Source organism: Mycobacterium venezuelense, from assembly GCF_054919535.1.
Window position 1 is genome coordinate 1 of record NZ_JBONDW010000023.1, and the last position, 13,789, is coordinate 13,789.

General features: G+C 64.6%; 8 protein-coding genes. All 8 read right to left on the reverse strand.

Annotated features, from left to right (window positions below; all coding sequences use genetic code 11):
- Positions 1-285: acyl-CoA dehydrogenase N-terminal domain-containing protein (locus ACRCUN_RS28910; protein ID WP_462145061.1), on the reverse strand; the 285-nt coding region annotated here is incomplete at its 3' end.
- 93 nt (positions 286-378) lie between these two features.
- On the reverse strand, positions 379-1,395 hold the full coding sequence (locus ACRCUN_RS28915; RefSeq protein WP_462145062.1) for a ketoacyl-ACP synthase III family protein: 1,017 nt from the start codon (positions 1,393-1,395) through the stop codon (positions 379-381).
- A gap of 4 nt (positions 1,396-1,399) precedes the next feature.
- Positions 1,400-1,693 (reverse strand): acyl carrier protein, encoded by a 294-nt coding sequence (locus ACRCUN_RS28920; protein WP_462145063.1) that lies wholly within the window; start codon positions 1,691-1,693, stop codon positions 1,400-1,402.
- Positions 1,694-1,734: 41 nt separating this feature from the next.
- Positions 1,735-2,667, reverse strand: coding sequence for an acyl-ACP desaturase (locus tag ACRCUN_RS28925; RefSeq protein ID WP_462145064.1), 933 nt, complete (start codon positions 2,665-2,667; stop codon positions 1,735-1,737).
- Between the two features lie 12 nt (positions 2,668-2,679).
- Complete coding sequence (locus ACRCUN_RS28930) at positions 2,680-4,392, reverse strand: AMP-binding protein (protein ID WP_462145065.1); 1,713 nt, start codon at positions 4,390-4,392, stop codon at positions 2,680-2,682.
- A gap of 276 nt (positions 4,393-4,668) precedes the next feature.
- Positions 4,669-8,622, reverse strand: a complete 3,954-nt coding sequence (locus ACRCUN_RS28935) for a DNA-directed RNA polymerase subunit beta' (protein ID WP_462145066.1) — start codon at positions 8,620-8,622, stop codon at positions 4,669-4,671.
- 36 nt (positions 8,623-8,658) lie between these two features.
- Complete coding sequence (gene rpoB / locus ACRCUN_RS28940; RefSeq protein ID WP_462145067.1) at positions 8,659-12,168, reverse strand: DNA-directed RNA polymerase subunit beta; 3,510 nt, start codon at positions 12,166-12,168, stop codon at positions 8,659-8,661.
- Between the two features lie 480 nt (positions 12,169-12,648).
- Positions 12,649-13,569: a helix-turn-helix transcriptional regulator gene (locus tag ACRCUN_RS28945; RefSeq protein ID WP_462145068.1), complete on the reverse strand. Its 921-nt coding sequence runs from the start codon at positions 13,567-13,569 to the stop codon at positions 12,649-12,651.
- Between the last annotated feature and the right edge of the window lie 220 nt (positions 13,570-13,789).

Consider the following 13,789-nt stretch of genomic DNA (forward strand, 5'->3'; position numbering starts at 1 on the left):
GACTCGGTCCCAGCCGGCTTCCTGCACCGCACGCACCGACTTCTTGAACGCCTCGGGCAGCGTGACGGTGTGAGCGTCGGGATCGAACACCGGCGGATTGCGGTCGCCCTCGGCGAACGAATCGGCGATCGGCCCCTCGGCCAGGCGAGCCATCTCGTTGAGCATCTCGCGGGCCGTGTCGGCATCGAGATCGCTGTAATCGCCGGTACCGAAGGCCTTGTCCACGCCGAACACGTCGAACAAGTTAAAGGCCTGGTCACGGACATTGCTCTTGTAGTGGCTCACTATTCCTCCTCGGTGAAAACGCCACGCTCGAATGGCGGCTCGGTGCTTGCCCCAGTGCAGAGATCCGGAACGACAGTGGCTGGTTGCCGGGTGTCAGCGGGTGGCCTGCACGATGGCGGCGGTCGTGTTGAATCCCATGCCGACATTGACGAGCAAGGCGTAGTTGTCCGTGTCCAGTAGCTTCTGATCGTGGATGTGGGCCAAGTTCGCCAACAGGTCACCTGCACCCAAATGGCCAGTCTCGGCAGCCAATTGAAGGGGTTTCGGCATTCCGGCCGGCAGCGCAGGGTAGTAAACCCGACGTAGCAGGGTGCGCCCGAGCCGACTGAACGCGACGAGCTGCAACCGGGGATCCTCCGGCGATAGTGCGGCCCGGTCGAAAGCGGTCTTCACCGCGGTACTCACCGCCTCTTGCATCGCCGGAACCGCGTGCGGGCTGAAACTTTTCCCAGGCGAATCCCAGCCCCGGGCGCTGGGGGCGAATGCGGCGAAGAACTGCAGTTCGGTGTCGGGCCTTCCGGCAGAGGCGGTGGCGCACACCGACAGTGGTCGATGTGTGCGGTCAAGGACAGCCGCGGTGGCACCATCGCCCAGAAGAATGCTGCGCGAGCCACGCTCAACCCAACGCGTGTGGGGGTCTTCGTTGAAGACGTCCGCGGTGGCGACCAGTGCCGTCCGGTACCGGCCCGACGCGATCATCTCCGCGGCTATCTCGAGTCCGACCGCGCCACCACCGGACATCTGCTGAATGCCGATCGTCACCGCTCGGTCGGCTCCGAGTAACCGCGCCAACCGGCTATGCGGTGTGGCCACATCGTCACCTTGGTCATGGGTCCAGGCATAGATCAGCAGATCGACATCTGCGACGTCGTAGCCACTGCGGCGCAGCGCATTTGCGGCGGCGGGCACAGCGAGGTCCTCGACGGGACTGCCGGTGCCGACCGCGACCTGCTTGTAACCCTCGAAATCACAGACCGCGGCGTCTTCCTCGTCGATGCCCGCCTCTCGCGCGGTCTCCCGCGCGTCGGGTAGACAGGTCGTCGCCGCGGCGATCCCGACCCGGACAGCCGATGACTTTTCGGTGTTCTCGGGTTCGGCGGTATTCGTCATCACGTCAACGCGCTGATGGGTCGACCGTCGAAACCGTTGCCGCGAGCGTCCCATCGCGGATATCCCCGACGATGCGCGCGATGTCGCCGACGGTTTGTGCCGTGAACATCTCTTCGGTATCGAGGCTGATTCCGAACTCGTCCTCTATACGACCGATCACGCGCATCAACTTCATCGATTCGATGTTGGGCAGGTGCTCGATGGTCTCCTCGAGGGAGACCGGCGCCCTGAGTTCTTTCTCGAACAGGCCGGCAACGACCTCGGCCACACTTCCGCCCCCGGGGGTGTTTTCAGGCATGTGATCTCCAATTCACTATGGCACCAAGATGTTCGGTTTGGTCACGGTGCAGTGACCATATCCGCGTGGAAACGTCGAGCAATGAACTCCATACGCCGCAAGTACCTGCCGACTCGGTCCTGGGCGGCGCGACCGGCGGGCCCGAGATCGGTCCGGTCGAGAATGTGCAGATGGCGTAGGAACGGTGCGACGATGGTGTCGTGGTGAATGCGCGCGTTGTAGACGCCCGCGGCGGCGAGATCCTTACCCAGCGCCGAGAAACCACCGATCTCGTGACCGGGCATGCGAAAATCCGTCATGACGTCCGCGACCGCGACCATCGCAGCGTCGGCATCGATCTCGAAGCCCGCCTCCAACAAGTTTCGGAAGAACACCATGTGGAGGTTCTCGTCCATCGACAGGCGTGCCATCATCTGGTCACACAGATCGTCCCCGCTGATGATCCCGGTGTTCCGGTGGACAACGCGATTGACCCATTCCAGCACTGCCGTATAGGCGATCGTGTGCAGGACTGTGCCGTAGTCGTTTTCGTATCCGACGGAGAGTTGCTGCATTCGGGCTCGTTCGAGAGCCACCGGGTCTACCGCCCGGGTGGTGTGCAGGTAATCCCGCAGCACGATCGAGTGCCGGTTTTCCTCGGCGCTCCACCGATGTATCCATTCCCGCCAAGCGCCTTTGTCACTGTACGTTTTGAGCATGATGTGGAAGTAGCTCGGAAGGTTGTCTTCACTCAGCACCGCCACGACAAGCGCGGCGCGGGCAGGAGCCGACAATCGACTCTGCTCGGCAGCCCACGGCGTACCTCCCAACGGGCCTTCGAAGTCGGTGCCCTGACTCCACGGCGTGTATTGGTACGGAAACCACTCCTTGGCGACGCCCAAATGCCGATTCAGATTGGTCTCGACGACGGACTCCAGCTCGGTCGCGAGCCCGACGTCGTCGCGCGAAATATCGATGTTGTCCATAACGGTCATCGCAACCTCATTTCAGGGTGTGTTCACAGTCTCGGTGTCGACGTGTTTGATACGTTGCTGCGCAAGCCGTTTGGCGGCGGCGAGCCGTTGCCATTTCCCGCTCGTCGAGCGAGTCAGGAATCCCGGTGGCACGACGTGCACGCGCACCGCGCTGAGCCCGAGTTCGGCCGCGACATCGCGACGGACTCGGTCGGCCAGGTCGGGGTACTCCGTTTCGGGCACCTCGGACTCGACGATGATGCCAAGGTGCTCTCCGGCGTCGGCGTTGATTTCGGCGACGGCGGCGACGTGGCCACGGTAGACGCCTGGGACCTGGCGTGCCACATGTTCTGCGTCCGTCGGAAAGTAGTTGCGGCCGTGGACGATCACCATCTCCTTGCGGCGCCCACCGACGTACAGATCGCGTCCGATCCGAAATCCGAGATCTCCCGTTCGCAGCCAGCCGTCGTCGAACAGCTCTTCGGTGGCGGCCGGGTCTCGGTAGTACCCATGTGTCACGGATTCTCCACGGATCTGGATCTCGCCCAATTGCCGGTCGCCATGCACAGTGCCGTCGTCGCCGACGATCCGAATCTGCATATCCGCCACCGGTCGCCCCACTCGGACAATCTCGGTGCCTGCCGGATCATTTGGCGCGACCACACGAACTGCCCCGTCCTTGCCCAGCTGCTCACGGTCGACCCAGATGGACTCCGCAATACTGCCGGGTGCGGGGAAAGACACGGCAAGCGTGGCTTCCGCCATGCCGTAAACCGGATACATCACCGATCGAGCGACACCGGCGGGGCCGAATGTGTCGTTGAACGCTCTGATAGTCCGCGGTGAGATGACCTCGCCACCGTTGAATGCGAAACGCCAGCTTGAGAAGTCAACGTCATCGGACGCGCAGAGTTGCTCCCGCGCGGCCTGCACCATCAGGTCGTAGCTGAAATTCGGGCCGGTGGTTATCGTGCCGCGGACATGGGCCATGAGCGACAGAAAGCTTTCGGGGCTGCGCACGAACTGCTGGGGCGAAATGGCATGGACGGAGTCGCCATTGAGCACGCCACTCATGAGCGAGAACAGCCCCATGTCGTGGTAAAGCGGTGTCCACAACACCCACACGTCCTCGGTGGTGATCTCTGCCGACGTCGAGATCGCTGCCAGCCCGGCCATGATGTTGCGGTGCGTAAGCGTCACTCCGCGCGGTGCTGCCGTGCTACCCGAGGTGAATTGCAGAATCGCGAGATCGTCAGCACGCACGGCAGGCAGCGCGCCGTTTCCCGGCGTACCCAAAGATGCGGGAACGAGCCGCAGTTCGGGGATCATGTTGTGCAGTTCGTCGGCGACGGGGCCGTATCCGTCGCCGACGACGACTGTCCGAACACCCGCGATCTCTATCAAACGCCGTAGATGCGAGGCCTGCTTTGCGGCGTTCCCGTGAGTCACCGGCAGAACCGTCGCGGTCGCGCTGGACCGAAGGATGCCGAACCATGCCGTCAGGAATTGCGGACTTGTGGGAACCAGCATTCCAACTACATCGCCTGGCTGGATGTCAGCTTCGCCGAGCAGAGCGTGCGCGAACCGCGTTGCCGCGGTGTCTAATTCGACGAGCGAGATGGTCTCGCCGCACCCACGGCCGGTTGGGAAGCTGACAGATCTGTCCCGCACCGACTGAGCGGAAATGAGTTCCAGGAGAGCCGAACCCAAGGTCGGCGCGGACCAGCAGTCCACCGAAACGCTCATCTGTCGCACCCAACTTTCCGCAGAATATCGAGGTGTTGATGACCTTCGCTTTACGGAAGCTGAGCGTAACCGCGCGTGCCGAGTCAAGGCGTTGCTCGAATCGGTGCTCGAGTTGTTCGCGCAGGTTGAGGCGCATGAATTGGTGTCCGGACCGGATGCCACGCCTTGAGCCGCCACTGTCACGCCAGAGTGGCTGTCGGCGTCGACAGCCACTCTGGCGTGACAATCGCGAAACGAAAAAGCCCCCGCCGAAGCGGGGGCTTTTCCGTGACTGACTTAGCGGTAGTCGCTGTAGCCGTAGTCGTCCAGCGGCACTGCGGCACCGGTGGCCTGGCCGAAGTCCGGGCTGTAGTACTGATCCTCGTAGGACGGGATCGTGTACGCGGCGGCCCGAGCCTCTTCCGTCGGCTGCACCTGGATGTTGCGGTAGCGGTTGATACCGGTACCGGCCGGGATCAGCTTGCCGATGATCACGTTTTCCTTCAGACCCTGCAGCTTGTCGCTGCGGCAATTGATCGCCGCATCGGTCAGCACGCGAGTGGTCTCCTGGAACGACGCCGCCGACAGCCACGAATCGGTGGCCAGCGATGCCTTCGTGATACCCATCAGCACCGGGCGACCCGCCGCGGGCTCGCCGCCCTCGGCAACGACCCGACGGTTCTCGGTCTCGAACTCGCTGCGTTCGGTCAGCGAGCCGGGCAGGAACTCCGTCGCACCCGAATCGATGATCGTGACGCGGCGCAGCATCTGCCGGACGATGACCTCGATGTGCTTGTCGTGGATCGACACGCCCTGGGCCCGGTAGACCTCCTGGACCTCCTTGACGAGGTGGATCTGCACCTCGCGGGGACCCTGGACACGCAACACCTCGTGCGGATCGGCGGAGCCTTCCATCAGCTGGTCGCCGACCTCGACGTGGTCGCCGTCGGAGAGCACGCCCTCCGAGCCGTCCTCGTGGGTGATGACCTTCAGCCGCTGACGCTTGGTGAGCTTGTCGTAGACAACTTCCTCGCCGCCATCGTCGGGAACGATGGTGATCTTGAAGAACTTGTCGCTCTCCTCCAGCCGGACCCGGCCCGCGACGTCGGCGATGGGCGCCTTGTTCCGCGGCACACGAGCCTCGAAAAGCTCCTGCACGCGGGGCAGACCACCGACGATGTCGGCGCCACCGGTAACACCACCCTGGTGGAACGTACGCATGGTCAGCTGCGTACCGGGCTCACCGATGGACTGCGCGGCGACGATACCGACGGCCTCGCCGATGTCGACGAGCTTGCCGGTGGCCATCGAACGGCCGTAGCACTTGGCACACACGCCGGAGGCCGACGCGCAGGTCAGCACCGAGCGGACCTTCACCTGCGTGATGCCGGCCGCCAGCAGTGCGTCGATGGCCGGGTCGCCCAGGTCGTGGCCGCGCTCAACGACCACGTTGCCGTTGGCGTCCACCGCGTCGGTGGCAAGGGTCCGCGCGAACGCCGAGGTCTCGACGTGCGCATCGCGGATCAGCGAACCGTCGGCGGCACGCTCGGCCAGGTGCACCGTGATACCGCGCTCGGTCTCACAGTCGGTCTCGCGAACGATGACGTCCTGCGACACGTCCACCAGACGACGGGTCAGGTAACCCGAGTCGGCGGTACGCAGAGCGGTGTCGGCCAGACCCTTACGAGCACCGTGGGTGTTGATGAAGTACTCCAGCACCGTCAGGCCCTCACGGAACGAGGACTTGATCGGACGCGGGATGAACTCACCCTTCGGGTTGGTCACCAGACCCTTCATGCCGGCCAGGGTGCGCGTCTGGGTGAGGTTACCCGTGGCGCCGGACTTCACGATCGTGATGATCGGGTTGTCGGCCGGGTAGTACTCCTCCAACGCTTTACCGACCTCTTCGGTGGCGTCCTGCCAGATCTTGACCAGCGAGTCGTTGCGCTCCTTGTGGTTGAGAGCACCACGCTGGTACTTGCGCTCGATCGCGTCGGCCTCGGCCTCGTGCCGCTCCAGGATCTCCTGCTTCTGCGGCGGCACCAGCACGTCGGCCATCGAGACCGTGACACCCGAACGGGTGGCCCAGTAGAAGCCGGCGTCCTTGAGCTTGTCGACGGTCTGCGCCACCACGATCATCGGGAAGCGCTCAGCCAGATCGTTGATGATCCGGGCCTGGACCTTCTTGTGCATCTGCTCGTTGACGAACGGATACCCGTGCGGCAGCAGCTCGTTGAACAGCACCCGGCCCAGCGTCGTGTTCGCGGTCCAGGCGTCGCCGTGGCGCCAGCCGTTCGGGAACAGCTCGGCCTCGACGTCGGCTGGCGGACGCAGATCGGTCAGCCGCACCTTGATCTTCGCGCGCACCGACAGCGCCCCGCGGTCGAGGGCCATGATGGCCTCGGCCGGCGAGCTGTACACGCCCTGCTCCGCCGAATCCTTGCCGGCCGGCACGTACTCGCCCTTGTCACCCTCGACGAGGGTGGTGAGGAAGTACAGCCCGGTCACCATGTCCAGACGCGGCATGGCCAGCGGCTTGCCGGAGGCAGGCGACAGGATGTTGTTCGACGACAGCATCAGGATGCGAGCCTCGGCCTGCGCCTCTGCCGACAGCGGCAGGTGCACAGCCATCTGGTCACCGTCGAAGTCGGCGTTGAAGGCCTCACAGACCAGCGGGTGCAGCTGGATGGCCTTGCCCTCGACCAGCTGCGGCTCGAAGGCCTGGATGCCGAGGCGGTGCAGCGTGGGTGCACGGTTCAGCAGAACCGGGTGCTCGGCGATGACCTCTTCGAGGACGTCCCACACCTGCGGACGCTGACGCTCGACCATGCGCTTGGCGCTCTTGATGTTCTGCGCGTGGTTCAGGTCGACCAGACGCTTCATCACGAACGGCTTGAACAGCTCGAGTGCCATGAGCTTCGGCAGACCGCACTGGTGCAGCTTGAGCTGCGGGCCGACCACGATGACCGAACGGCCCGAGTAGTCGACGCGCTTACCGAGCAGGTTCTGACGGAACCGGCCCTGCTTGCCCTTGAGCAGATCGGACAGCGACTTGAGCGGACGGTTGCCCGGCCCGGTGACCGGACGGCCGCGGCGGCCGTTGTCGAACAGCGCGTCCACAGACTCCTGCAGCATGCGCTTCTCGTTGTTCACGATGATCTCGGGCGCGCCGAGGTCGATCAGTCGCTTCAACCGGTTGTTGCGGTTGATGACGCGGCGGTACAGGTCGTTGAGGTCGGAGGTCGCGAAGCGGCCACCGTCGAGCTGCACCATCGGACGCAGCTCCGGCGGGATCACCGGAACCGCGTCGAGCACCATGCCCATGGGCGAGTTGCCGGACTGCTGGAACGCCGCGACGACCTTCAGGCGCTTGAGCGCACGCAGCTTCTTCTGACCCTTGCCGCTGCGGATGACCTCGCGCAGCGACTCGGCCTCGGCGTCGATGTCGAAGGTCTCGATGAGCTTCTTGATCGACTCCGCGCCCATGGCGCCGGTGAAGTACTCGCCGTAGCGGTCCTGCAGCTCGCGGTACAGCACCTCGTCCACGATGAGCTGCTTGGGAGCCAGCTTGGTGAAGGTGGTCCAGATCTCCTCGAGCCGGTCCAGCTCACGCTGGGCGCGGTCGCGAAGCTGACGCATCTCGCGCTCGCCGCCGTCGCGCACCTTGCGGCGCACGTCGGACTTGGCACCCTCGGCCTCGAGCTCGGCCAGGTCGGCCTCGAGCTTCTGGGCGCGGGCCTCCAGGTCGGAGTCACGCTGATCCTCGACGGCCTTGCGCTCGACGGCCATCTCGGCCTCGAGCGTCGACAGCTCGTTGTGGCGCATCTCGTCGTCGACCGACGTGATCACGTAGGCCGCGAAGTAGATGATCTTTTCCAGATCCTTCGGGGCCAGGTCGAGCAGGTAGCCCAACCGCGACGGCACACCCTTGAAGTACCAGATGTGCGTGACGGGCGCAGCCAGCTCGATGTGGCCCATCCGCTCACGACGCACCTTGGCGCGGGTCACCTCGACGCCGCAGCGCTCACAGATGATGCCCTTGAAGCGGACGCGCTTGTACTTGCCGCAGTAGCACTCCCAGTCGCGAGTCGGTCCGAAGATCTTCTCGCAGAACAGGCCGTCCTTCTCCGGCTTCAGCGTGCGGTAGTTGATGGTCTCCGGCTTCTTGACCTCGCCGTACGACCAGTTACGGATGTCGTCCGCGGTGGCGAGGCCGATGCGGAGTTCATCGAAGAAGTTGACGTCTAGCACGTAACTCCCTTTCCCCTTTCGGGACTAGAAAACTTCTCAGGCGAGGTCTTCGACGGATGCGGACTCATTGCGGGACAGGTTGATTCCCAGGTTCGCGGCAGCGCGCTCCAGGTCCTCGTCGTCACCGTCACGCATCTCGATCGCGGCACCGTCGCTGGAGAGCACCTCAACGTTGAGGCATAGCGACTGCAGCTCCTTGAGCAACACCTTGAACGACTCCGGGATACCGGGTTCGGGGATGTTCTCGCCCTTGACGATCGCCTCGTACACCTTGACGCGGCCGACGGTGTCGTCGGACTTGATGGTCAGCAGCTCCTGCAGGGTGTAGGCGGCGCCGTAGGCCTGCATGGCCCAACACTCCATCTCACCGAACCGCTGGCCACCGAACTGCGCCTTACCGCCCAGCGGCTGCTGGGTGATCATCGAGTACGGGCCGGTGGACCGTGCGTGGATCTTGTCGTCCACGAGGTGGTGCAGCTTGAGGATGTACATGTAGCCGACCGTCACCGGGTACGGGAACGGTTCGCCGGACCGGCCGTCGAACAGCGTCGCCTTGCCGTCGGCATCGACCATGACCTCACCGTCGCGGTTGGGCAGCGTCGAGCCGAGCAGGCCCTGCAGCTCACCCTCCTGCGCACCGTCGAACACCGGGGTGGACACGATGCTGTCCGCCGGAGCCGAGTACAGCTCCTCGGGCAGCTTGTTCGCCCAGTCCGGCGTTCCAGCGGCCACATCGATGTTCCATCCGGCCTTGGCCACCCACCCGAGGTGGGTTTCCAGGATCTGGCCGATGTTCATACGACGCGGCACACCGTGGGTGTTGAGGATGATGTCGACCGGGGTGCCATCGGGCAGGAACGGCATGTCCTCGACGGGCAGGATCTTGCCGATGACGCCCTTGTTGCCGTGGCGTCCGGCGAGCTTGTCGCCGTCGGAGATCTTGCGCTTCTGGGCCACGTACACGCGGACCAGCTCGTTGACGCCGGCGGGCAGCTCGTCGTCGTCCTCACGCGAGAACACGCGGATGCCGATGACCTTGCCGGACTCACCGTGCGGAACCTTCAGCGACGTGTCGCGGACCTCGCGGGCCTTCTCACCGAAGATGGCGCGCAGCAGGCGCTCTTCCGGGGTCAGCTCGGTCTCACCCTTCGGGGTGACCTTGCCGACCAGGATGTCGCCGTCGCGAACCTCGGCGCCGATGCGGACGATGCCGCGCTCGTCGAGATCGGCGAGCACCTCGTCGGAGACGTTCGGAATGTCCCGGGTGATCTCCTCGGCGCCCAGCTTGGTGTCACGGGCGTCGATTTCGTGCTCTTCGATGTGGATCGAGGTGAGCACGTCCTCTTCGACCAGGCGGTTGCTGAGGATGATCGCGTCCTCGTAGTTGTGGCCCTCCCACGGCATGATCGCCACGAGCAGGTTCTTGCCCAGGGCCATCTCACCGTTCTGGGTGCACGGACCGTCGGCGATGACCTGGCCCGACTCGACCCGCTGCCCGGCGTCCACGATCGGGCGCTGGTTGGCGCACGTGCCGTGGTTGGACCGGGCGAACTTGCGCATCCGGTAGGTGTGGCGGGTGCCGTCGTCGGCCATCACGGTGACGTAGTCGGCCGAGACCTCTTCGACCACACCGGTCTTCTCCGAGACCACGACATCGCCGGCGTCGATCGCGGCGCGCAGCTCCATACCGGTGCCGACCAGCGGGGCCTCGCTGCGCACCAGCGGTACCGCCTGGCGCTGCATGTTGGCACCCATCAGGGCACGGTTGGCGTCGTCGTGCTCGAGGAACGGGATCATCGCGGTCGCGACCGAAACCATCTGGCGCGGCGAGACGTCCATGTAGTCCACGTCGGACGGGGCGACGTTCTCGACCTCGCCGCCCTTACGGCGGACCATCACGCGGTCTTCGGTGAAGCGGCCGTCGGCGTCGATCGGCGAGTTGGCCTGCGCCACGACGTGGCGGTCCTCCTCGTCGGCGGTCAGGTAGTCGATCTGGTCGGTGACGACCCCGTCGACGACCTTTCGGTACGGCGTCTCGATGAAGCCGAACGGGTTGACCCGCGCGTACACCGACAGTGAACCGATCAGACCGATGTTCGGACCTTCAGGGGTCTCGATCGGGCACATGCGGCCGTAGTGGCTGGAGTGCACGTCGCGGACCTCGAGGCCGGCGCGCTCACGGGACAGACCGCCGGGGCCCAGCGCCGAGAGACGACGCTTGTGGGTCAGACCCGACAGCGGGTTGTTCTGGTCCATGAACTGCGACAGCTGGCTCGTGCCGAAGAACTCCTTGATCGCCGCCACGACGGGACGGATGTTGATCAGGGTCTGCGGCGTGATCGCCTCGACGTCCTGGGTGGTCATGCGCTCACGCACGACACGCTCCATGCGGGACAGGCCGACCCGGATCTGGTTCTGGATCAGCTCACCCACGGTGCGAAGACGACGGTTGCCGAAGTGGTCGATGTCGTCGACCTCGACCGGGACCTCGACGCCGCCGGGGACGGTCATCGTGGTCTGGCCCTCGTGCAGGCGCACCAGGTATTCGATGGTTGCGACGACGTCTTCCTCGGTCAGCGTCGACGACGTGATCGGCTGGCCGGCGTTCAGCCCCAGCTTCTTGTTGACCTTGTAGCGGCCGACGCGGGCCAGGTCGTAGCGCTTCTCCTTGAAGAACAGGTTCTCCAGCAGGGTCTGCGCGGACTCCTTGGTCGGCGGCTCGCCCGGGCGCAGCTTGCGGTAGATGTCGAGCAGCGCCTCATCGGTACCCGAGGTGCTGTCCTTCTCGAGCGTGCCCATCATGATCTCGGAGAAGCCGAAGCGCTCCACGATCTGCTCGTTGGTCCAGCCGAGCGCCTTGAGCAGCACGGTGACCGGCTGACGGCGCTTGCGGTCGATACGGACGCCGACGGTGTCGCGCTTGTCGACGTCGAACTCCAGCCACGCACCGCGGCCGGGGATCACCTTGACGCTGTGCAGCGTCTTCTCAGTGGACTTGTCGATGGTCTCGTCGAAGTACACACCGGGCGAACGGACGAGCTGCGACACGACGACGCGCTCGGTGCCGTTGATGATGAAGGTGCCCTTCTCGGTCATCATCGGGAAATCACCCATGAAGACCGTCTGGCTCTTGATCTCGCCGGTGTTGTTGTTGATGAACTCGGCCGTGACGAACAGCGGGGCCGCGTACGTCATGTCCTTGTCTTTGCACTCGTCGACCGGGGCCTTGACCTCGTCGAAGCGCGGATCGGAGAAGGACAGCGACATCGAGCCGGAGAAGTCCTCGATCGGCGAGAGCTCTTCGAGCACCTCTTCGAGACCGCCCTTGGGGTCGGTCTCACCGCGATCGACGGCCTTCTGACGCCATTCGTCGGACCCGACGAGCCAGTCGAAGGAATCGGTCTGAACGTCGAGTAGCCCCGGAACCTCAAGAGGCTCGCGGAGCTTGGCAAATGAAACTCGGTTCGGTGCTCCTGGGACGGAGTTATTGGTGATAGCGTTCGCTGTGCTCTGGCTAGAGACTGCCAAGATGCATCCTTCCAGCACCTCATGCGACTATTAGGCGCCGGCCTGCACCGGACCTTTTGTCGCGAATTCTGCGTCGGTTCGGCTGGATACCGCCTGTCCAAAACCCCGGACGCACGGCACAGGACTAGGTACTGAGCAAACGACTCAGGCTAGGACCACAGTGTCAGGTACAGGTGAGGTGGGCAGGATGCAGCCAGCGCAACGTCCAACGATAGCGCACGTCCGCCACTTATTCAACGAGCATTCCTCAACCACCACACATCCGCTGCATGAGATGGGTCACCCGGCGCTGGCTGGCGACTCGATCCTCTTACCCATCCATACATTGCTGCCCAACAGATTGGTCCGTTTGGGACCGCCAGTCAAGGGTTCACGCCGTGTTCTGTGGGTAAAACTGCACGCCGGGCCCGATATCGGCGGATCCGCTGCCGTCAGGCTGCCGCGACACCGAGGCGCCCCGCGCCACACCTGTGCAGGACGTTTGATCAGGACATGTGATCAGGACATGCCGGCGCGGAGATCGGTGGGCGTGTAGCCGAAGCGCGATCGAAACGCCGCATTGAAAGCGCTGAGAGAGCCGAATCCAGAGGCGAACGCGATGTGGCTGACCGTGTGCTGACGCCAGGCCGGATGGCGCAGCCGCGCCGCGGCGCGTTCCAGACGCTCGTTGCGGATCAGTTCGGCGGGCGTGGTCCCGGCCCGGCGGAGCGCGAGCTGGAGCGATCGCAGGGACCACCCGAGCAGCTCGGCGAGCGCCGACGGATCGAACCGGATGTCATCACAGTGCTGCCTGACGACAGCTCGGGCCTGAGAGGTCAGGTCGACGTCGCCGTGCTGCCCGGTAACCAACATGGCCGCCGACTCGCACGCTTGCACGAACGACGCGGCGTCAAGATGTCCGCCCTGCTCAGCCACGGCGCGCAGCATCGCGCCTGCGACAGCTCCACTGCCCTGGTCGAGTTCCATCACCGCGGGATCCCTCGGCATGGCTCCCTGCCAGAGCCGCCCGGGAATCGAGAGCACGAGCGCTGCCGCCGGCCGTTTGTGTTCTATGCGAAACCCCGCACTCATCGAAACCGCCGCGGCGGCCACTCCGGGGCGCAACTGACGGTCGGCGCTCGGTCCGGATATCAGCAGGTCCCCCGACAGCGGCAACAACAGCCGGAGGCTGTCGTCGTTGTCACTGTCGGCGACCCGTCGCCTGCGCACATAGCTCACGGGTTCAGACCAGAACTTCACAAGTCCGATGTCGCCACAGCGCTGCAGCCGAGTGCCACCGATGAAACCCTCCGGCGACTCGAACGCACAATCGACCTGCCCCTGCGTGTAGGCCACATGCCTACTCCACACGTCGGTCTGCTCCCGCACGGCAGCACTGCGGGTGTCCTCCCCGCCGGTGAGGTAGTTCGCCGTCACCATCGGACTGCCGCCTCCTTTTGCGCGGACCCGGCAGCGCTGTGCGCGTTCACGCAAGCCCAGTCCGAGGTGATGTTACTAACCTCGCTCTCAGGTTGCGATCTCTTGGAGTCCGCGCAGCGAAAGGTGTTATGGCAAATGCTGATACACAAGGCGCTCGACCGCGTCGGCAACAACCGGGAGCGCTCCGCCGTAGGGCCCATAAAGCGGCGGCACCCCGAAA

Bases quoted from the DNA above. Each gene is read 5' to 3' on its own strand.
- ACRCUN_RS28915 (WP_462145062.1), bottom strand. From the start codon at position 1,395: ATGACGAATACCGCCGAACCCGAGAACACCGAAAAGTCATCGGCTGTC.
- ACRCUN_RS28920 (WP_462145063.1), bottom strand. From the start codon at position 1,693: ATGCCTGAAAACACCCCCGGGGGCGGAAGTGTGGCCGAGGTCGTTGCC.
- ACRCUN_RS28925 (WP_462145064.1), bottom strand. From the start codon at position 2,667: ATGACCGTTATGGACAACATCGATATTTCGCGCGACGACGTCGGGCTC.
- ACRCUN_RS28930 (WP_462145065.1), bottom strand. From the start codon at position 4,392: ATGAGCGTTTCGGTGGACTGCTGGTCCGCGCCGACCTTGGGTTCGGCT.
- ACRCUN_RS28945 (WP_462145068.1), bottom strand. From the start codon at position 13,569: ATGGTGACGGCGAACTACCTCACCGGCGGGGAGGACACCCGCAGTGCT.